A 20,034-nucleotide genomic window follows, 5' to 3' on the forward strand; every position below is an offset into this window, starting at 1 on the left:
GTGTTCAGTAAGAAGAATCTTTAATTCAGGCTCTCCAAAAGGGAGGTTCTTACCCCCGTTTTCCTCTTCTCTTTTCTTTGTTGCAATACTCTTGTACGGCGCTAACAACCTCCCTTTAAGATTTCCTTCCTCTTCCGAGGAAGAGAATCGAAGATGATCTAGGTTGTTTAACCCTTTCTCTATTCATTTGATTAGGTGTAAAATGCGGAGCGGTCGGTGCGATTTGACCGAAAGCCATGTGCCGTAAAGGATGGATCCGCCTCTTCTTTCGCACAAAACCACTAAGACTATGGGGCATTTTGGATGGATTGTAATAAAAAGATATCCTTCTTGTCGTGTTTCAATGTCACATAAACCCTTTATCCTTTAATATTAACTCTTTCTTAATGCTGCCACCGCTTCTGTCATTTTCATACAATTCTACTTGGAAACCATTTTTTTTATAAAAATCCACCAAATAAGGTGTACTTTCCATATCATCAGCAGTTAAATTACCAGTAATTTTAGAAAAACCTTCTGATTTTGCAATAGCCTCATAATATTTTAGCAATATATTGCCATGCCCCACTGATTTCTTTTCCGCAAGAAAATCTTGTATATGAATAGTTCTATCGGGAAAGCTTCGATCAACACTAAGTAATCTAGGATAAGGTACACTGTAGCCTACTCCTATTAAATAAAGATGAAAAGTACCGCCACTTTGTTGGTGTTTGCAAACGAATACCAATTCTTCATTCTTATTACGTTCCACTCCTATAATAATATAGTTGTAAGTAAGGAGATTTAACATTAATTCATGTTCTTTTTGGGTTTGATTTAACCACTTATTTTCTTCCTTTAGTACAATATTTTCTTCTTGTAGTTTTTTTATTTGGAGATTAAGTTCATCTATTTTCTTTGCGTTGCCGAACAAATATATCCCACCTTAAAAGATAATATAAGATCCAGTATCTTTTACTATATCTCATATTATAATTGTGCGTATTAAGAGTAATGTCGACTCTTTACTATTTTATATCTCAATTAACATTTATTTTACCTTCTGGGTTAAAATTCATCAATCGTTGGCATTTCCTGGGGATTGGTCATCTTGTTAATACTAAACTTCCCCCTCTTTTTAGGCTTTTTCTTTAGCTTTCTTGTTTTCTTAAAATACTCGTCTGCTTGCTGTTGATTATAAAAATGCTCATTATCCTTCTCCTCTGCTTCCTTAGCTACAGTCTCTAGTTTCTTCTCTGCTAATTGCTCAGACTGATTGACTTCAACATCGGAAATGTCCAGGACCTTGAAGGCATACATGGCCATTCTCGGCATCCCCGGTTGGAATACTCTTGTTAAGGTGTTCTTTCCATTGTCATGGATAAGCCAGCCTTTTTCCTTCCACTTGCTAGCTGTGGAATCAGGGTCGAACTTACCGTACTTGAGAATCTTCTCAAATTCCTCTTTTGGTATTCGAATTTCTGAAATTTTACCACCTCTTTGCATGTATTTGCCCACAATGACTTTTTTGTTGACAAGTTCGCTTGCATCCCTAAAGAATTTGCTTCTGTTACGAGAGAAGTATTCCATGATATGGCGGTATGCTTCTTCTTCCTTATTTCGGGTTTGAACCGATTTTGCTTCCAGATACAGAAGACTGTCACGCAGCTTGGAAATGTCTAACCCTAAATCTAATGCTTCGTTTGCCAATTCTCCTGCTAATTGAATGACCGCAAGTTTTCCTGCAATTCGGTTACTGAACTGGTCGCTTCCCATCTTTTTGACCAACTCTTGCTTGATATCATACCATCGATCCGCAATTTCTTCACTTCCTAATCTGAACAAATAGTCAATGTACATAGGTCCTGCGTGACCATAGTTTTTCAACACTACCTTTTCAATAGCTTCGGCATTCTCGGCATTCTTCGTAAGCTTTTCACTGATTTCAAAGAAGCGAACTCGAATTCCCCCACGCTTATCAGTATTTTGAAGAATGGATACCTCCGAGCTAGAGAATACAGTCGTAATCCACTCTGACCGATCTCGTTTCGTTCCATGTGAGGTCATTGCTAGCTTTTCCTGTCCACCTGCGATCAGATAAATAAATTGTGTAAAGTCTTTATCGGTTTCTTGCATAGATGTATCGTCAATTACCATTGGCACACCAAAGTTTCCCCTCAAATGATGAAGAATCCCTTGATCAGTCCCATACCATGTTAGCAACAAACCATTCTTCCTTGTATCCGGCAATCCAAAGGGGCTAACCGCTAATCTGGTGGCTAAAGTTTTACCAGTACTTGACACTCCATAAAAGTTAATGAACAGAGAGTCCATGTTGGCTTCTTCTTTGATGATTTTCACCAGTGGTGCTGTGAATCCACATGCAAGTGCACATTCAAGCCACCGGTTTCCCAACACTTCGCTTTTCACCATCCCTTTCCATGCTTCATGAGAACCTTTGGGTTTTAGGTTGTAACGGTCTCCTTTATAGATAGAGGGAAGTCCTGTCGCCTGATGAAGTTTAAAAAACTCATTCCCTTGGTATTCACCCCAACCAACATCGCTGTGCTCAAAATTTCGTTCCATGTCGGAAATTTGTTCTCTCAAATGCTCTGCATACAAGTCTGAAACTTCCTTCCAACAATCAGCTCCATACTTAGTGAGGCCCACGATTTTCTGTGGTGTGATTTCATCTCTTGCCAGCACCTTCGTTACTTTTGCACCGTTATCATAGAAGTAAACATGAACGCTCACCTCCCCTGTATCCACGTTGGTGACGTAGCGGTCTACATAGATGGCTCCTCCAAGGTCTCTCTTTTCTCCATCCTGGACAAAGTATAGGCGATTATTCTGTATTAGATATGGGCTTTTCTCTTTCATTTTTATTTCTCCTCTCCATTACTTTTTGGCAAAAAAAATACACCGTTCTATATTAGTGCGGGTATGGATGCGGTGCTATCCCTTGATGTTATTGGTTTTCAAGAAAATCGCACCGATTCCACCGCTTTTCAGACACGTCACTGTCCAAGCAACTGTTCTACTTCCCGCTCAAATCCGTATCGACGAAAGAATTGAATCAAGGCAACGGAAAAGATATCCCGCTGACTGATGTTTTTTTCTCTACTAAATTCTCGGACTAGTTGATCTAGTGGACTTGTCATGTGAACGGACTTAGTTACAAATACCCCCGGTATAGCGTATCGAGGAATTTCGCCTGTTTCTGAAGATGGAATGATGATATCCATTATTCGGTCTTTATTTCGCTCCAGCATCTCCAGTAGTGGCAGGAAGCGAAGAATTTCTTTCGAAAACTCTCCCGCTGACATAGTAATACTTGATTCTTGTAAATCGTTAGACAAAACCATATCAACTTCTACATTACTACTAATCTCTCCGACTTCTTTAGCATAGTTTCCCTTGTCCATGGACCAAGCGTATCCTTTTCCTTTCATATAGGAAGCCAGCTCTCGATGATCTTCAAATCCAAGTCTTTTGGCGATTATTTTCGAATTAGTTCCCTCCTTATTAAACAAAGCAATTACTTGAGAAGCTTTTGAGCCATCTAGCAGCTCATCAAAGTTAACACCTTCCAATCTTGAGAAGGCTGGAATAAACTGTTTTTTCATTGTATCCCATGCAAAGTTTCTCGACTTCATGTACTTATTAATGCCATGGATACTTTTGTGTCCATACTCCTTAGCAAATTCTTCTCTTGTCTTGCCGTTAGCCATTCCCTGAAGAATTTCTTCTACCCGTTCATCGTATATCGGTTTCTTGTCTTCTGATATCGCCATGTTTTCTCCTCCTTACAGCACATTTACTGCTTCTGCCATTTGTTCCATATTGGTATGCGTGTATACACTTGTGACTTTTAAAGAACTATGTCCTAGCAATTTTTGAATTTGTACAAGGTTCACGTCTTTTTTTACGAGTTGACTAGCAAATGTATGCCGGAAAATATGGGCAGTGATTTTCTTCTTCCACCCCAATTTGTTTGTAGTCTCATTCAACACCGTATTCACATATTGAGCCGATAAGCTACCACTCTTTTTTGTCGCAAAGAAGTAGGGCGAACTAGTCTTCACACGCTCATGCAGAAGATAATGTTCAAGCAGCGTGTGCAATTTGTCCGAGATTGGGATTCTTCTGTCCTTATTCCCTTTTCCTGCAATGACGAGAATCTCTCTTTTTTTAAGATTCACGTTTTCTACTGTTAAGTTTAAACACTCAGAAATCCTTAGACCTGTAAGGTATAGGGTTTTACAAACGGTTTGAATCAATGGATGTTCTATTTCTTTTATCAACTCTTCTGCTTCTTCTTGCTCCATAAACGTTCGTTCTTTTTGAGGTGCCTTAATATTTTCAACAGCCAGAGCTACATTTCGCTCTACCCATTCTTTTTTATAAGCATGAGCAAAGAATGATCGGAAGGTATGAAAATGCCTCTGTCTACTCTTCGGTTGGTACTTCCGTTCCTCTTTCAGCCATACCAGATAGTTTTCTATATCTTCGGTATTCACATCCTCTACAAAAACCTCTCCATTATAGATACCTGCGAGATATTCCCCAAGCATTTTTAAGTCTTTTCCGTATCCGGTAATGGTCTCTTGACTTCTCTCAATAGATGAAAGGTATACCAAAAACAACTTAACCCCCTCGAACCAAAGCATAACTGTTCCTCCTTTTATTTGGGGAATCATCCAAAATGGTGATTCCCCCTATGTTCATTTATATAATATATATTTGAATATTCAGATTTTACGGAACAGAATTAGGTTTATGTCCATTCCAATTCCTCTTCATCGAAATCAATATCTAAGTCTTCTGAATGCTCGTCCTCAATATCTTCATCTAAATCCAGGTCATATTCTTCATCGTCTTCTTCATCCTCATATTCTTCAAGTGGATAGGCATTCGCAGCATTAGCAAACAACCTGCCTGTCTCCTTTGACTTATTGTGCTTTACCTCAATGATGAGTTCCCTGTTCATGAGAAATGCCTCCACATCATCTATCTCATCTGGAATCTCACCACCATTTACAGCTGAAACAACTTGTCCTAATGGAGACTCTTCTACCATTAGAGGAAAGTATCGCCCTTTTGCTTTCCCGGTATCAGTCTGGTATTCAACTTGGATGATATCGCTGGTTTTCTTCTGCCCCTTTACTGTCACCAATTGATCTTCTAAAATCACCACTCCACATATGACTGCTTCTTGGTTCCCTTCATCTGGAATTTGATATCCTTTTTTCATTGAGTATGCCATTGTATGTTCCTCCTCAAATTTGTCTATGTTAACTAAATATACTCGTCACTAGGTTTATGGAACCACTGGCCTCTCATAAACTCTTTTTCCCCTTCATTAGGGATAAACTTCATTTATTAACCATGATTGTAGGCTTCAACAATAAACGTCATTTCGAAATCTACTAAATGCATCCCGTGCAAAATTTCTTTCATCTCATGCTCCATTTCATGCAATTCATCAAATAGATCCATAAATGAAAAACAATTTGTCATGTCAGGGTTCTGATATGTTAGATAGTAGTTATTATCGTCTTCATAAATTCCTTCAAAACAACTAACATCTTCAAATTTCTTTACTGTTTGACGTAACAGGCTATCATTCTTTTCTAGTTTAGAAATTTTAATATCCACAGAGCCTATAATTGTATAATCATGATCATTTCTTAATAATTCTTTCACATTCCTCGGAAGTTTAACATTAAAACTATTCCAATCCAAAAAATCGTTAGGTAGTGCTTCAATATAGCCATTTTTCATGATATTCACTCTCCAAAGTTAATTTGTATTCTAAATGCTGCTTCGAGATCCCAAGGACTTCTGACTGCTTTTACGGTGACCTAAGACTCTCATCAATCTTCTAATTTAATAAACCCAATTTCCAACTCATAAGGAATCTTTAGATGCTCCAACTTTACTTCTATGGAATCAACTAGTTTGTTAAAGGCAGGCATTATTTCTTCATTTTTTCTAACCTTAATATTTGCATTTCCTACAAGCAGAAACTCATGATTTCTAAAACCTTGAATACATCTAGCTTCATTATTCAAAGCATTATGAAAATCACCTTTTACATACTCAATCTTTGACAACTTCTCTTCATCACCAGATAAATCCACCCTTACGCTATAAAAATCATAACAACCTACATAATTTCTTTTTTTCGCCTTTTGCATTTGTACTGATAGTGAAATCATTTCATTTCCTACTTTCTGTAAATTGTTTTTTCTTGTTTGCTCCCATGTAGTCTACTTTGTCAGAGCGCATGTACATGAGACGCTATTAAGTTTTCAAAGAACATTTACTACTCTTCAAAGTATAGAGGGAAAGGTGTTATTTGACATTTGTACCTAGAAAACTTGAAGTTTCCGTATCAGGGAGTAATCTCTGCCTTATTTATTTAAGCATTCAAGCAAGATCCTATTTTATTTCTATATACACTAATGATTTCCGCCTAATTCGCAATAAGAAATCAACTTTTCAACTTACAATTAATTATGTCGTTTATGGTATTAAAAAAAAGCCTCACTTTTTGTGATGACTTATTTGCTGTAAGTAGTTCAAAATTTGCTTTACTTTTTGCTCGGAAAGAATCTTCCTCTCCTGCGTTTCCTTTTTCTTTAGTTGAAAGGTTTCTATTATATGTTCTTTTCGATTATTCAGTGGATTTAGGTCCGGTGATTGGAAAGGGAAATACTCGACTTTAAAACTCTTTTTCGATTGCTTGATATAAATTTTTAGAAAGTTCCTCCTATGTATAGCTGTTTCAGGCATGATAATTACAACCTTTTGAGCCTCAGTATGTCGAACCATTGTTTGAATGACTTCCTTATACCTTGAAAGTTCCTCTTGCTGGTCTGAATGGTGCCAGAAGAAAAAATCTTTTGATTTCATTGATTCCAAGCACAATACCCATTCTTCCTTGGCTTTTTGAGTTAAATCTACATTGGGAATGGAAGCTGGGTCTTTCAGCAGATCCTCTGGATAGTATGGAAGCTTTCCTTGTTTATTTTTTCGACGTTCTCTGATGCCTAAATAGATATCGGAAAGGATCCATACTTCTGTATCTGAGTCACGGAGGTAGATGGCCAATAGTTGCTCAAAGGCTTTTCTTTCCTTGAAAGGAGATTGCTTTTCCTCTTTGTCTTGATTAGTCATAAGAAGCTGTCTGCATAACTCCTGCGATAGACTTGTTCCGTATGTTTTCTTTATATATCTCCTAAGCAACCTGGCTGTCCATTTTGGAAATAAATAACCACTTATCGTAGGTTCCTTCTGAAGAATTCGTTTTATATCATTCATTTGTTCATCGTTTAGCTTGTGTTTATTTCCCGGTCTTTGGGGATTGAAAAGGGATGAGATACCTTTTTCCTGATACGCACGGATATATCGTTGAACGCTACGGGGGGAAAGATTTAAGTCTGTAGCAATGGAGAATGAGGATTGACCCGCCAAATATTTTCCAACAGCTGACATGCGGTTCCTTTTATATGATGGGATATTTGGGGTTTGCAATTCCTTCTGTATCATTTCAATGATTTTCTTTTCCATATTTTCTTTTCCTCCAGAAAATGATTCTCCTCTCTATTATATCAAAGTCATATTTATTGGGGATAATGCTTTTCCAGCATTACCCCTTTTTGTTAACCCCTAATTTTAATCACTATACTTTGTCGTTAAGTAGTATTTGATGCTATTATTGATAAATTTTGTGATGGATTCAATTTGATTTTGCTGTTGAAGCATTCGAATAATTTGGTGCACGTTTTTTTCTAAATATGTGGTGGTTCTTATATGGGTTTCTGAGAAGGATTGCTTCCTTGATTGATGTTTCAGTTTAAATGGCTTACCGTCTAGACTGAAGTATTCTTGGCTATTTCCATCAGAAACTGACTCCATTTCTACTTGATTTTCTCCTTCAATATCATCTATCTCCTCATATTCATATCCTTCCTCTAGTTTATCCTCATTCTCCCATGCAATCGAAGCTACTTGATTTTCTTTTCGAAAGTGGCTTAGATTAATGTTTCTATTTCTTCTCGTTCCATAGTATTCCATGAGTTTTCCCCTTCCTTACTCCGTTTTTTCTACGTCTATGTAGATGTTTATATCCACGTAGATCCATTATTTTATTGTTTTATATCTGTGGCTAAAGAAAAGAAAAAAAGAAAAAAAGCTTTATGTATAATATTTAATGAAAGATGCCTGCCTGTTTACCTTTAGCATTGTAAACAGGCAGAAATCCTTCATTAGTAGTCAGAGGGATATAACATGATCTCGCTTTGTCCCTCATCAATACACCAGATGGTGCTGATTATGGGAGATGTATGTTTTAGCTCAGTAAGCCATTTCTTGCGATATGGAGGCTGTTCCTGACGATGAAGTATCAGTTGTTTCCCTTTCTCAACTCCCAACTCGAACACTTGCAGATAGTCAAGCTCTTCTCCTTGTTCATTACGCTCATCAATCAAGTGCCATAGATGCTTTGTGATTTCCGGGTGCAATTCTTCTGCAATTGCTTTCGTCATGTATCGACGGCTGGTTTTATCGAACATTGTTGTACATCCTCATCGTTTCAACCATTCCTCCAACTTTTCATTAATAGTTCCTTCTAGGAAAAACACTATGCTCATTTCATGTTCATTCATCAGGCCCATCCGGAAATACCGATGGTCATCAGCAGTCTCATATTCAACAAATTCGACTTGCAGCAACTGATTGACTATGAAACCTGAATCCTGCTGATTCTCCAAATGATAGATGCAAGACTCTCTCGGTAAACGAAAGGACACAAATGATTCGTCAGCACCTTCTGCCTCAAACCATTCGAGAAATTGTGTTTCGATTACTCTTAGGTAGGAGATGGGAATAGTACTCCTTGACTTCAATTCTTCTAAATCTGCCAAACATTGAATTATTTTCATTAGGTATCGCTCCCTATTAGAGTTTGTCTACGGCATTCTGCTTTTCCTTCCGTGTGGTTTGTATATAAAATTTTGCAGTCATGTTTACTGTAGAGTGGCCAGTAAGTTTACTTACGGTAGTAAGGTCCACTCCTTTTCTAAGCAATCTAGTCGCAAATGTATGTCGAAACAAATGTGGATGTAATTTCATACCTAATTCATTTCCGACAATGGATAGCCAATCTCTTACAGCATCCCTGTGCATCTTCTTCGCTCTCTGGCTTACCAACAAATACTCACTGTCCTGGAATCGAGACTGCACTCGTTCTCCCTGCTGGTATTGCTTTTTCAGTTGAAGCACATCCTGTCGCAAGCTAATTTCTCGTATCTTTCCACCTTTTCCCCTTACAGTTAGTGCAGATGTCAATACATCAATATCAACTAGCTTTATATTCACAAGCTCAGATACACGAACTCCAGTATACAGAAGCAAATAGACAATTAGCTTATTTCGGATGCTCACTTTTGTATGATCCTCTAGATAGAACAATAGCTTCTCGACTTCTTCCTCGGAAAGAGCTGTGACTACATGCTCACTTCCAGCCGCAATCACTACTCTGTCTCGCTTCAACTGAATGTAGCTTTCACTAACTATTCCCTTCTTTTGAAGAAAGTCATTGTAAACTTTCAAACTATTAATCTTCTTATTAATCGTCGCAACTGCAAAGGATTGATCCAGTAAGTGCTGCTTGTATCTTACAAAGGAAAAACGTGATAAAGGCTGCTCATTAGAAACAGCCTTATCTTTAATATATAGATGGTAGCCCTTTATATCTCCAACGTAAGACTCGATTGTTTTGGCAGCTTTTCCTTCCTCCGTTAGCCATAGCTCAAACGATTGAACTAGATTATTCATGAGTCCCCTCCTAAACATAAAAAAGAGCCATGAACGCTTTTGTTTGCATTCACGACTCCTAATTTTTCACAATCTCTATTTTATCTTTTATTGAACAAATAGGGCATGTACAACCACATTGACATGGAAAGACTTTCATCGTGTAAACCTCCTCATTAGTTATCTTTTGTGATTTCCTTTATAACTTCAGTGGCCACTGCAATTACCACTGGTACGATTATTTTCTCCAACATTCTTTTCACCTCCTCTCAAGGTGACGCTCACGACAGTTATATAATTATGACGTGAGTTTTTCCTAATCAAATTCTTATTGCTTCCTTGAGATTAAAAGATTTTAGCTTATTTGGTAAAGTCTGATTTAGTTATGTCATGAGATTTTTGATTTGATTGTCCACTTTTGTCGTAAGTTTATTCCAGTGATTCTACGACTGTTTCTAAATAGGTTAAGTAGTTTTGAATCATTTCTCTATGGATGAGACTGGGGATACAATGGATAGCTCGCTGAATTTCAACTTCATCAATCTCAATCTCTGATTCTACTACCTCTTCAAAGATTCTTTCAATCAGGTCTTCCTGAGATAGCATTTCATTTTCATAATAGCCTGTGGACGGATCAAATTCTCTATAGAGTACCTCACCATTGATTGTTACCTTATGATATTTCGTCACTGTCTATTCTCCTTTTCTACTAATTCTTTATGAACTGGATCGCCATCTTTTAATATAATTTGAATCACCCAATCTCTCGTTTCAGGATGCACTCCTATGATTCCAATCCATTCAACTCCTTTCGAATCTTCAACCACCATCGTTTCAAAAATCAGTGCCTCTGGAAGATTATCTATTGATTCATTTGGCAAAAGTGATTCATCAATCTCATCCAAATACATTTCGTTTGCTTCATGACCTATTTGCTTTATATCCACTCCTTTTACTTTGAAGTTGCCTTCTAGGGTTCTTACGAACCAATCCAACTCAATCATCTACTTCCCCCCTTTAGATATATCCCTTTTCTTTCAATGAAACGTAGTTTCCATCTCCCACCACAATATGGTCAATTAGTTCTATCCCCATTACTCTACCTGCTTCTGCTAGTCTTTTTGTGACCTCAATATCTTCTTTTGAAGGTGCACTATGTCCACTCGGATGGTTATGCCCAACAAGGATTGAGGCAGCATTTGAAAGAATAGCAGACTTCATGACCTCCCTTGGATGTACGATGCTAGCATTTAGGCTACCGATATGACACACATTGATACTAGTTGGCTGATTTTTAGTATCCAATGCAACAACTATGAATGCTTCACGGTCTAAGTCAACCAAAAATTGTTTAAGCAGATCATACCCATCTTTTGGTGACCGGATCGTTCTGTTTTGGTAAAGCAAACTAGATTCCCTTACCAGTTTTAGACTGACAATGTTCACTCGTTTCTTCGGAGGTCGTTTCCCCTCATGAACAGGGAATAGAGATAATTGGTCTACTGCTTCTTTTACATGTAATTGATTCATATTTAATTCCTCCTAAAATAGAAATAGCCCTAATTCCGCATGGGAATTAGGGCAAATAATCATATCAAGGTTATAATATATGGTCATTTCTCATTTTATTGCGTTTTATTGTTTCGTATATTCTAGGTATGTTCATATATCTAAAATCGAATACAAATTCCAATAACTAGAAGTATGATTCCAACCACGACGTTTATCATTCCTATAAGATACATCCACGAAGGAACCTGAGTTTGATCTGATTCTGTAATAGTAATGTCTTTATCAAGCATTTCGTTAATCTCTTCTTTTGAGGCTCCTTTTTCGTGTCTCTCTTCAATTTTAGCTTTGTACCTCTTCATAGCAGAGCCAGCAATTAAGTTGGGAATGGTAAGAGTAATTATTAAGTAAAGAATTAGATTCAAAAAGGCAATCCATAACAACCATGAGTGTCCTTTACCAATGTTTAATATGACTGCAATGACGACTATCGCAACGGATATAAATCTCATTCTTAACTCTCCTTGAATTTTGTTAAGCCAAGGATTTCATTAATCAGTATTCATTTATACCCTCATGTAGAATAAACCTCAATTACCATCCCGCTCGAACACACAAAGGAATAAAAGGTAAGACACCAGTTGCTTTACCAGCCTACCTCCCGACATCTGCTGCGAAAACAAAACTAGAAGCAGCACCTGTGTTAAATGGTCTTTATCATACATACAAAAAAGTAGCCTAAAATCATCATTACCTCTTTTTTAAAGGTTTCAATGGAAGGCTTATTTGTCATGAACTTTTTTAACTTCTATCAATTTCCCACGGTTATTTTCTTTTCATATTGTCCTACCTAATTTCATATTATCGTATAAAAAAGGAACCACCCTATGGAAAAATAGAGTAATTCAACTAGAATTTTAATTTTTGAAGGGTACAGGGATATTTCACATTACCTCAATTGACTTCTACACAATTATTTTAGCACTCGACTTCTGAATGACATTTAGGTATATTAAAAAACTATAATTTTACGATTAAACATTTAAGTTTTTAACCAAATAGAAAAAGTCCTCGCATGTGCGAGGACTTTTTAACATTTAATGATGTTTTAAATATCAGACTTCGAAATTATTGAGCAGTGAATTTCACAACAATTGGATCTGCTGCATTTCCATCAGCATCTTTAACACCTGTCAAAGTAACTTGATAAATATTTGAGCTTACCAAGCTATTTGATAATGTTAACGATAAGATATCAGAAGCTCTTGAAGTAGTGACAACTGAAGTTGGTGCATCAGCATCTGAAAGGTTAACGATACTTGCAGTTACTCCAGCAGCAATTGCTTCAGAGAAGTCAAAATCTAATGTAGTGTTTGACCCTGTTGTAATGTCTACATTCGGAATCAAAGTATTAGAGTTAACATAAGCTTGACCTTCAACCATATCTAACCAAGGAGCAACATCATCAGTAGCAACTACCCCAGTAGTAAAGTTAATAGTTTTTACAGTCGTACCATCAATTACAACTTTAATTGAATAATTCGTATTTGATAGAAGATTATTTACATCATCAAACATGAAATCTGTAGATGAATATCCGGCTGTGATAGTATTTGTAGCAACTACTGTTGTTGTATCCTCATTTGTTAATACAACATTAACAGTTTCACCGTTAACCTTTTTATTTAAATCAACTGAAATTGTTTTCTGTCTGTCAACAGCTTGTGCACCGTTAGTTACTGTAGCAGAAGCAAAGTCTAAGGATGCAGCAGAAGTAGTAAACTGTACTACTTTCTTAGCAATTGTGTTACCTGCAATATCTTTTACACCTTCAACAGTTACAGTATATACCGCTCCTGCATTTAATTCTTCAGCAGGAACAAATTCATAAACCTTATTTGCACCAGTTAATGAAGTCAAAGCAGTAGGCTGGTCAATTTCTTTTAAAGTTCCAGTTACTTGTTTTCCACTTGCATCAGTAACTTTCACTGAATCAGTAGCTACTTCAAAAATTTCATCCTCATCGAAAGTAACATAGATGTTCTGATCCCCATCATTACTTTGAGTGAAAGCTCCACCACTAACAGAACCTGTAGCAACTTCTACTTTTGCTGCAGTATCATCACCTTCAGTACCTGTAAATTCAAATACTGATTGTTGTGAACTCAAGTTAGTAGCTAAATCTTTAACAGCTCCAGCTTCTACTACAATACGATATTGAGCATCATCCATTGCTACGCCACTTAGAGTAACATTTACACCAACATTTTGACCTGCAGTGTTTTGAATTGCTGTAGTACTTGCACTTGCACCACTTTCATCAACCCATGTAGAACCATTGAATTTTTGAAGTTTGAATTTTGAACTATCGATATTTGTAGCGCCAGTTCCGATAGTTTCATCGAATGCAAATGTGAAGCTGTTCGTGCTAACTACATTTGTTGGTTTTGTAACTTCATTTGCAGCTGTCAGAGTAGTCCCTTTGTAAACTTTTGCTAATTTAGGCGCAGTAACATCTGCTCCTTCAGTAGTAAATGCTGTTGAGAAAGAGTTCTTCAATGTGTTACCTGCTCCATCAGTTGCAACAGTTACGCTATTTAAGCCCGTTACAAGAGTGGATTGAGAAAGATCCTTACCAACAACTACTAATTTATAAGCTTTGTTCTGTGTAAGAGAATTAGCTGCAACTTTTACAGAGTAAGTTGCTTCTTGGCCCGGTACGGCAGTAACTTGAAGTTTATTTGCTGGGATACGACCATTGGTGATTGAAGTTTGGTTAGTGAAATCAACACCTGTTTCAGCAAGAACAACATTACTGTTTGATAGAGCAAGAGGCTCACTTAATTTTACAGTAAATTCTTGAGTTTCGTTTAATTTAAGACCAGAAAGTCCATTTTTAGAAGTAACAGATGTTACTGTAGGTGCAGTTACATCAAGAGTTGTAAATCCAAGTGATTCTGAAGTAACAACCTCACCTTTGTGAGCTCCATCAAGATAAATTCCTTCAGCCGATTTTAATCCACCTTTAAATTGGATTTCATAATCAGTAGATTCTTTTAGGTCTGAAGTCGGAACTACAGTTAAGATTTTAGCATCAGAGTTATAAGAGAATGTTGCAGATACAACTTCTTTAGAATCTTTTTCAACTAGTTGAACATTTTGTTGAATTGTAGAAGCATCTAATTTTTCTGCAATCCCTACATTAAGTTGTAGACCAGCATAGTAAGTATTACCAGCTTCTTTAATACCAGATGATAGTTTTGGCCAAACATCAGTAATTAAAGCATTTCTACCATCTAAAGTAGTTACAGTTGCTGGTGCAGTTAATGGTGTTGCTGCATTTACTGCAAATGTTTTAGTGTATGCTTCAGCATCTTCACCAGTTGCAGTTTTTACACCACTCACTGAAAGCTTATACTGTTTACCATCAGGTAGAGCAGCATCCGTTGTAATGTTAATTGTATTATTTGCAGTTGATAAGTTTAAAGGAACTTTATTTCCAGTAGCTAGGTCTACAAGTGTAACATTACTTGTTGTCACAGTAGATGGAGAAAGTTTAACATCATAAGCTACATCTAATTGAGCCACACCTGTAGGTGCATTATTATCGTTATCAGATGCAACACCTGCAAAGTAAGCATTTGTTACAACAGCAGTAGTACTAGTTGTAAAGTTTACTGTTTTGTCAGCAACTACAGCACCCTCAGAAGATTTTACGTTTTTCACTTCTAATTTATATGCCGTATTTTTATCAAGTCCAGCTCCGTCGATATCTACAGTAGCCGTTAAACCATCTTGAGATAACGAGAAATTAGAAGCCGCAATTGATACTGGAACATTTCCGTCCATTTTATATACACGAAGGTTATTAACGTTGATGGATTCAGCGTCAACCTTTTCGCTAAATTTAACTTGAATTGCACCTGTTACAGGAACAGCAGTAAGATCAACAGCCATACCTTGAGAGTTAATCGCACTTGCACCAGTAACTTCAGCAGTTACGTCCATTACTTTTTCATAAGAACGAACTAGGAAGCTAGCGAATTGTCCGCGGTCAGTTGTTTCAGTTGGGCGGTACATTGTTTCAGTTGTGATCCCAAGACCAGATAATGTGTTGATGTAAGTACGTGCCCACTCATCAGCAAGATCGTTATCTTTAACTTTAGACGCATCAGCATCTAATTTATCAAGACCGAAAGCGTTAACTAAAACTTTAGCCATTGCTTGACGAGAGATCTTGTCAGCTGGGTTTAAGTTTCCTTTAGTATCACCAGCGAAAACATTGTACTTTTTAACTACTAATGAAGCTTTGTAAAGCTCACCATCAGTGTAGTCAGCAGTTACATCAGCGAATGGTGTTACGTTTGTTGTGTCAACTTCGCCGTTAGCTTTTTCAAGGTAGCGTGCAATTGTTTTAACAACATCGCTGCGAGTTAGCGCTTTTCCTGGTTGGAAAGTGTTGTTTGGATATCCTTTCATAAGCTCATAGCTTACTGCTTTCGCGATATCCTCTGAGTGTGAATTAGAAGCAGGTACGTCTGAGAAGTTAGATCCTACTTCTGCTGCAAATGCTGGAGCTACTGCAGAAGCTACGATTGCAGCTGTTACAGATCCAGCTAAAAACTTACGGTAAGACTTTGGTTGGTTAGCCATTCTAGTTATTTCCTCCCTTTATATGTTACAAAAATATTAAAGCGATCCTAAGAGATATGTAGAATATATTACCTCTCTTAAAAAAGCTTGGTAACAATTACAAATAATAGTATAGAATTTTGTAGAATTAATGTCAATCCTTTATTCTATTGGCAATATATACTAATAGAATAAGAAAGAAATATTCTGAAAACACCTATACATAACCTATATTCTACACGATATGCCAAAATATTCAATAGAAAATATCATATTTTTTCCTTTTTTGCTAGATTAGTCTCCTTTCTTCCATCTACTTACTTAAAAATGACAAACAAATTACTTCGTAACCTCTCTGCAACACACCCTATAAAGATATGATTCTTTTTACACAAATATGACTGACAAATAATTTGTTACACAACTGTAAAATTACAAACTTCTATAATCTGCTACAATTTCCACATAAAGAAAAGTCGAAAAATTCATTTTTTATAGGGGGATATTGGAAAAAGATGAAGAAGTTAGTACTAATTGTCCTTGGGTTTGCCATTACTTTCCTACTAAATATAGACGAAGGAAAAGCGCAAACGTTACAAAATTATGATCGATTAATTCCCATTGCCAAGAAATACATAGGAGTTCCTTATCAATACGGCGGAACAACCACCAGCGGATTTGACTGCTCCGGATACGTCAATACCGTTTTTGATCAAATTGGGGTGTCGCTGCCGCGTACATCAAGCTCAATCGCTTCAACTGGATCCTTTGTTTCAAAAAGCGATCTCCGCCCTGGAGATTTAGTTTTATTCAATACATACGGAAGCGGCGTTAGTCATGTTGGTATATACATAGGAGACAACCAATTTATCCATGCTTCATCATCCCATGGCGTCATGATTTCGGATATTAATGACCCTTATTATTGGAAGAGCCGCTATGTTGGTGCAAGACGAGTTTTATCAATCGCACCGGCGCCGGCAACTTTCAAGGATCTTAGTACAAATAATTGGGTTTTCCCGGCCGTGAAAAATCTTGCTGTCGATAATTTGATCCTTGGCTACACAAATGGATACTTCAAACCGAATGATTATATCGGCCGTGCAGACGTTGCAGCTATGCTTGCTGAATCCTTTGATCTTAAAATGAATGATCGAAGCAAAAACTTCCCTGATGTCCCGGCTTCCCATTGGGCTGTCGGAGTTGTTAATGCTGTATATGACGAAGGCATCTTCCAAGGAAGCGGAAGTCAATTCAAACCAGATGACCTTTTGACACGCGGACAGATGGCTGCCATCCTTGTTAGGGCCTTTGACCTTAAAGGGACAAGCAGTAAACAATTTACGGATGTTCCTGCATCCCACTGGGCTTATTCCTATATCAATAAGCTTGCTGCCTCAGGGATCACAACGGGCTATGAAGACGGTACATTCAAACCGGAAGAAAAAGTGACCCGCTCCCAATTCGCTGCATTCTTATACCGTGCGAAAAGCTTAAACTAATTTATAACCCCGCTCATTCAGGAGCGGGGTTTTATTATGCAAAAAAAAGCCAGGCGTATAGCCTGGCTTTTTGTCCTATTATTCTTTTCCTTCTTTGATTACGATAGTCCTTTGGAGGAACAAGGCAAACTGTGATCTTGTAACATCTGTTTGCGGTTTAAATGGATTGCCAATCGTTACTTTATTGTAGGCAATTACATTGATATCCTTCGCGTTCCAGAATCCTGGATCGATGCCGGCGTACTGGTAATCTGCTGGAGGATTTGCATAGTATTTCCCAAACGCACGCACTAAAATGGAAGCCATTTGCGAACGTGAAAGGTATTCATTTGGACGCAGAGCCCCTCCATGGCCCATTAAGCCGTGATACTCGGCGATTCGCATATCTTCGTAGCTCAAGTCGTTAGGTTTCATATCCGTCGCTTTCATTTTATAGTCACTCGGTGCAGTCAAATGGAGTGCGTTAACAAGAAGCTGGGCTGCATGTCGACGTAAGAGCTCTTTGTTTGGCAGGAAACTCCCATCCTGGTAGCCATGGATAATATCCCTTACTCCTAAATACGTAACGGCGCTTGCTACTTCCTGACGTTGTTTTATATCGGTAAAGAACTTAACCTTATCCGATAGAATCATATTGGATGAGGCCATATATCCTTCGAAATTAATTCCCTTCACTTGGTACATGGCATATTGATTAAATCCGCTTGTATCTGTTATTTCAAATGGACCTGCAACGATTTCAAGCGGGGTGTAATGAGGGAGTTTCATTTTCAATGCTCCGTCATTCGCTGAATCTCGCAAATTTGAGTAATCAAAATATGGATTGAGTGTATATACATACTGTCCTGTTTGATAATCCTGTGCGGTCCGTGTTTCCGTCGACCATTCATAACGCTCATCGACAAAGGACATGATCTCCGGCTGATTCGGATTTGGGTACCTAATATGGATATCTTCTACTGGTGTCTGTCCGACTTCCATAAGACTGCTGTTTCGGATGGTTCTGAATACCCTTTCTTGGTAAGGATCATTCCCTTGAATGGTTGGATCATTTCGTTTGGACAAGCCATTGTATGCCATAATGGCAAAGTACCAATCCTCAAGGTGCTTAGGATCATGATGATTCACAACTGGTAGATATGATAGATCCCATTTTCTCTTAAGGAGATCTGCTCCCTGTTCGATGTTGTAGCGGACATCATACTTTAGTTTTTCCAAATCGATGTTGTATTTCACGACTTCTTCTGGTGTCAGGGTAACCTGCATCATCCCGATTCCGCCGTCTTCTGTCGTGATCGGTGTCCCGTCGTCATTAAATTGCTTCATATCTGTTTCGACAAAGGCGATGGCTTTGAGGATTTCTGCCGGGATGCCTTTTTCATTTGCGACTTCCGTCAGCATTTTCTTCTTGTCGTCCATCGTATATTCCTGGGATTTTTGATACATCAATGTTTCTTTGGTGACAACTTGATTTGAAATAGAGCCATACGATACATTTAGCATATTGGATCCTGTATTATAGCCGTTCGCCTGGTGCTGGACGGCCTGTAATTTGATGCTTTTATTGATGCTTCCATCAAGCATCCAGGCTTTTTCTTCATAAGGAAGGCCATTGAAAGTGAGGTCCACATCTTGTTTTCCAGCTGGAATGGATGCCAGAAGCCGAGAATAGCGCTTTGCATATTCTCCTTCTCCCCGTATGTAGGAACTCCCCTGTTCTCCACCTGATAAATTCAGTTGCAAATCATAATAGGGATAAAAGGAAGCCTTTTTAAAGCCGGTCAAAAAGAGATCCATTGATTTCTTTTCTTTATAGGAATCTCCCAAAAGGTTCTTCCAGTATGTTTCAATTTGCGGTGTTTCGAAAGGTGTTTTGATATCCGTATTCATTTGCAGGCTATCTTTTACACCATTTTCAGAGCCAAATAACTGTACATAGTCTTCCGCGAGGATTTCAGGCAGCCCCCATTCATATGTGCCATCCCCCGTATTGATGGAAGAATATTGTTCGAAGTCTCTTGCCTTGGCATAATTCGAAGAAAGCCACTGAGACGGATTCAATTGCTCCTTCTCTATTAAATAATAGTAGGTAAAGTGATGCCCATATTCATGGGAAAGGGTATGGGCTACACTTTCAATGGTTGAATAATCATTTCCGCCATAAATCTGGATGACGCGATTCTTGGACAGGTGTATACCATTGCTCGAAGTTGTGTATTCAGCAAAATACTGGCCAAGGACATTTTGATTCCCTGTCGGATAGTCCGGGAAGATATCAATTTCACCAAGATAAGCGATTTCCTTGCCATGCTTATTGGCTAGCAGCTCTTCGTCCAATGCTTTAAGCTTGTCCAACGTATTCCATTTCGGACTGTAGCTATTGATGACGACACCACTCTCTCCTTTATAGGACTTTACCAGCGTATAAGAATCTTTGTAGTCAATCTGCGCCATTTTCTCCTTTGTCAGGTCAATGACATGGGCCTTTGCTCCTTGGCTGTACACCCCAAAGACGATGAAGAGTGCCATAAGAACAGCGACCTGTTTGAATATTTTCATTTTTTCTCCTCCTTCTATCTATCTACCATTC

19 protein-coding genes are annotated in these 20,034 nt (G+C 37.9%); 1 reads left to right on the forward strand and 18 read right to left on the reverse strand.

What is annotated here, in order from left to right; translation table 11 throughout:
* Window positions 1-346: 346 nt before the first annotated feature.
* From ABTV07_RS18060 to ABTV07_RS18140, 17 genes are all read right to left on the reverse strand, one after another.
* On the reverse strand, window positions 347-913 hold the full coding sequence (locus ABTV07_RS18060; RefSeq protein ID WP_433744929.1) for a hypothetical protein: 567 nt from the start codon (window positions 911-913) through the stop codon (window positions 347-349).
* A 134-nt stretch (window positions 914-1,047) separates the two neighbouring features.
* Window positions 1,048-2,859 (reverse strand): DUF927 domain-containing protein, encoded by a 1,812-nt coding sequence (locus tag ABTV07_RS18065; RefSeq protein WP_433744931.1) that lies wholly within the window; start codon window positions 2,857-2,859, stop codon window positions 1,048-1,050.
* A 137-nt stretch (window positions 2,860-2,996) separates the two neighbouring features.
* Complete coding sequence (locus tag ABTV07_RS18070; protein ID WP_433744934.1) at window positions 2,997-3,773, reverse strand: hypothetical protein; 777 nt, start codon at window positions 3,771-3,773, stop codon at window positions 2,997-2,999.
* Between the two features lie 12 nt (window positions 3,774-3,785).
* Window positions 3,786-4,649 (reverse strand): tyrosine-type recombinase/integrase, encoded by an 864-nt coding sequence (locus tag ABTV07_RS18075; RefSeq protein ID WP_433744937.1) that lies wholly within the window; start codon window positions 4,647-4,649, stop codon window positions 3,786-3,788.
* Window positions 4,650-4,756: 107 nt separating this feature from the next.
* Window positions 4,757-5,245 (reverse strand): hypothetical protein, encoded by a 489-nt coding sequence (locus ABTV07_RS18080; protein WP_433744940.1) that lies wholly within the window; start codon window positions 5,243-5,245, stop codon window positions 4,757-4,759.
* Between the two features lie 116 nt (window positions 5,246-5,361).
* On the reverse strand, window positions 5,362-5,763 hold the full coding sequence (locus ABTV07_RS18085) for a hypothetical protein (protein WP_433744942.1): 402 nt from the start codon (window positions 5,761-5,763) through the stop codon (window positions 5,362-5,364).
* A gap of 92 nt (window positions 5,764-5,855) precedes the next feature.
* Window positions 5,856-6,200: a hypothetical protein gene (locus ABTV07_RS18090; RefSeq protein WP_433744944.1), complete on the reverse strand. Its 345-nt coding sequence runs from the start codon at window positions 6,198-6,200 to the stop codon at window positions 5,856-5,858.
* Window positions 6,201-6,528: 328 nt separating this feature from the next.
* A complete protein-coding gene (locus ABTV07_RS18095; RefSeq protein ID WP_433744946.1) occupies window positions 6,529-7,554 on the reverse strand; it encodes a helix-turn-helix domain-containing protein in 1,026 nt (341 codons plus the stop codon).
* 105 nt (window positions 7,555-7,659) lie between these two features.
* The gene (locus tag ABTV07_RS18100) at window positions 7,660-8,061 is read right to left on the reverse strand and encodes a hypothetical protein (protein WP_433744948.1); all 402 of its coding nucleotides are present in this window, start codon (window positions 8,059-8,061) and stop codon (window positions 7,660-7,662) included.
* Between the two features lie 191 nt (window positions 8,062-8,252).
* The gene (locus ABTV07_RS18105) at window positions 8,253-8,558 is read right to left on the reverse strand and encodes a DUF960 family protein (protein ID WP_433744949.1); all 306 of its coding nucleotides are present in this window, start codon (window positions 8,556-8,558) and stop codon (window positions 8,253-8,255) included.
* A 12-nt stretch (window positions 8,559-8,570) separates the two neighbouring features.
* Window positions 8,571-8,927 carry a hypothetical protein gene (locus tag ABTV07_RS18110; RefSeq protein WP_433744952.1) on the reverse strand — a complete coding sequence of 119 codons (357 nt, stop codon included), beginning with the start codon at window positions 8,925-8,927 and terminating at the stop codon, window positions 8,571-8,573.
* Window positions 8,928-8,943: 16 nt separating this feature from the next.
* Window positions 8,944-9,822, reverse strand: coding sequence for a tyrosine-type recombinase/integrase (locus ABTV07_RS18115; protein ID WP_433744955.1), 879 nt, complete (start codon window positions 9,820-9,822; stop codon window positions 8,944-8,946).
* A gap of 408 nt (window positions 9,823-10,230) precedes the next feature.
* The gene (locus ABTV07_RS18120) at window positions 10,231-10,491 is read right to left on the reverse strand and encodes a hypothetical protein (protein WP_433744958.1); all 261 of its coding nucleotides are present in this window, start codon (window positions 10,489-10,491) and stop codon (window positions 10,231-10,233) included.
* Window positions 10,488-10,805, reverse strand: coding sequence for a hypothetical protein (locus ABTV07_RS18125; protein WP_433744959.1), 318 nt, complete (start codon window positions 10,803-10,805; stop codon window positions 10,488-10,490). The genes ABTV07_RS18120 and ABTV07_RS18125 overlap by 4 nt, the downstream gene beginning before the upstream one ends.
* A 13-nt stretch (window positions 10,806-10,818) precedes the next feature.
* Window positions 10,819-11,331, reverse strand: a complete 513-nt coding sequence (radC, locus tag ABTV07_RS18130) for a RadC family protein (protein WP_433744961.1) — start codon at window positions 11,329-11,331, stop codon at window positions 10,819-10,821.
* Window positions 11,332-11,471: 140 nt separating this feature from the next.
* Complete coding sequence (locus ABTV07_RS18135; protein WP_433744963.1) at window positions 11,472-11,822, reverse strand: hypothetical protein; 351 nt, start codon at window positions 11,820-11,822, stop codon at window positions 11,472-11,474.
* A gap of 616 nt (window positions 11,823-12,438) precedes the next feature.
* Entirely contained in the window at window positions 12,439-15,963 is a 3,525-nt protein-coding gene (locus ABTV07_RS18140) for an Ig-like domain-containing protein (protein WP_433744965.1), read from the reverse strand.
* Between the two features lie 494 nt (window positions 15,964-16,457).
* Here ABTV07_RS18140 and ABTV07_RS18145 point away from each other — a divergent pair, with 494 nt between their 5' ends.
* Window positions 16,458-17,444: an S-layer homology domain-containing protein gene (locus ABTV07_RS18145; protein ID WP_433744968.1), complete on the forward strand. Its 987-nt coding sequence runs from the start codon at window positions 16,458-16,460 to the stop codon at window positions 17,442-17,444.
* 78 nt (window positions 17,445-17,522) lie between these two features.
* Here the strand turns inward: ABTV07_RS18145 and ABTV07_RS18150 are convergent, their stop codons facing one another.
* Window positions 17,523-20,003 carry an S-layer homology domain-containing protein gene (locus ABTV07_RS18150; protein WP_433744970.1) on the reverse strand — a complete coding sequence of 827 codons (2,481 nt, stop codon included), beginning with the start codon at window positions 20,001-20,003 and terminating at the stop codon, window positions 17,523-17,525.
* Window positions 20,004-20,034 lie beyond the last annotated feature (31 nt).

It is taken from the genome of Falsibacillus pallidus, from assembly GCF_050990905.1.
GTDB lineage: Bacteria > Bacillota > Bacilli > Bacillales > DSM-25281 > Falsibacillus > Falsibacillus pallidus_A.

Coding starts and splice junctions, on each gene's coding strand:
- ABTV07_RS18090 (WP_433744944.1), bottom strand. CDS start 6,200: ATGATTTCACTATCAGTACAAATGCAAAAGGCGAAAAAAAGAAATTAT.
- ABTV07_RS18115 (WP_433744955.1), bottom strand. CDS start 9,822: ATGAATAATCTAGTTCAATCGTTTGAGCTATGGCTAACGGAGGAAGGA.
- ABTV07_RS18125 (WP_433744959.1), bottom strand. CDS start 10,805: ATGATTGAGTTGGATTGGTTCGTAAGAACCCTAGAAGGCAACTTCAAA.
- ABTV07_RS18095 (WP_433744946.1), bottom strand. CDS start 7,554: ATGGAAAAGAAAATCATTGAAATGATACAGAAGGAATTGCAAACCCCA.
- ABTV07_RS18100 (WP_433744948.1), bottom strand. CDS start 8,061: ATGGAATACTATGGAACGAGAAGAAATAGAAACATTAATCTAAGCCAC.
- ABTV07_RS18075 (WP_433744937.1), bottom strand. CDS start 4,649: ATGCTTTGGTTCGAGGGGGTTAAGTTGTTTTTGGTATACCTTTCATCT.
- ABTV07_RS18070 (WP_433744934.1), bottom strand. CDS start 3,773: ATGGCGATATCAGAAGACAAGAAACCGATATACGATGAACGGGTAGAA.
- ABTV07_RS18135 (WP_433744963.1), bottom strand. CDS start 11,822: ATGAGATTTATATCCGTTGCGATAGTCGTCATTGCAGTCATATTAAAC.
- ABTV07_RS18150 (WP_433744970.1), bottom strand. CDS start 20,003: ATGAAAATATTCAAACAGGTCGCTGTTCTTATGGCACTCTTCATCGTC.
- ABTV07_RS18105 (WP_433744949.1), bottom strand. CDS start 8,558: ATGTTCGATAAAACCAGCCGTCGATACATGACGAAAGCAATTGCAGAA.
- ABTV07_RS18065 (WP_433744931.1), bottom strand. CDS start 2,859: ATGAAAGAGAAAAGCCCATATCTAATACAGAATAATCGCCTATACTTT.
- ABTV07_RS18145 (WP_433744968.1), top strand. CDS start 16,458: ATGAAGAAGTTAGTACTAATTGTCCTTGGGTTTGCCATTACTTTCCTA.
- ABTV07_RS18080 (WP_433744940.1), bottom strand. CDS start 5,245: ATGGCATACTCAATGAAAAAAGGATATCAAATTCCAGATGAAGGGAAC.
- ABTV07_RS18085 (WP_433744942.1), bottom strand. CDS start 5,763: ATGAAAAATGGCTATATTGAAGCACTACCTAACGATTTTTTGGATTGG.
- ABTV07_RS18110 (WP_433744952.1), bottom strand. CDS start 8,927: ATGAAAATAATTCAATGTTTGGCAGATTTAGAAGAATTGAAGTCAAGG.
- ABTV07_RS18140 (WP_433744965.1), bottom strand. CDS start 15,963: ATGGCTAACCAACCAAAGTCTTACCGTAAGTTTTTAGCTGGATCTGTA.
- radC (WP_433744961.1), bottom strand. CDS start 11,331: ATGAATCAATTACATGTAAAAGAAGCAGTAGACCAATTATCTCTATTC.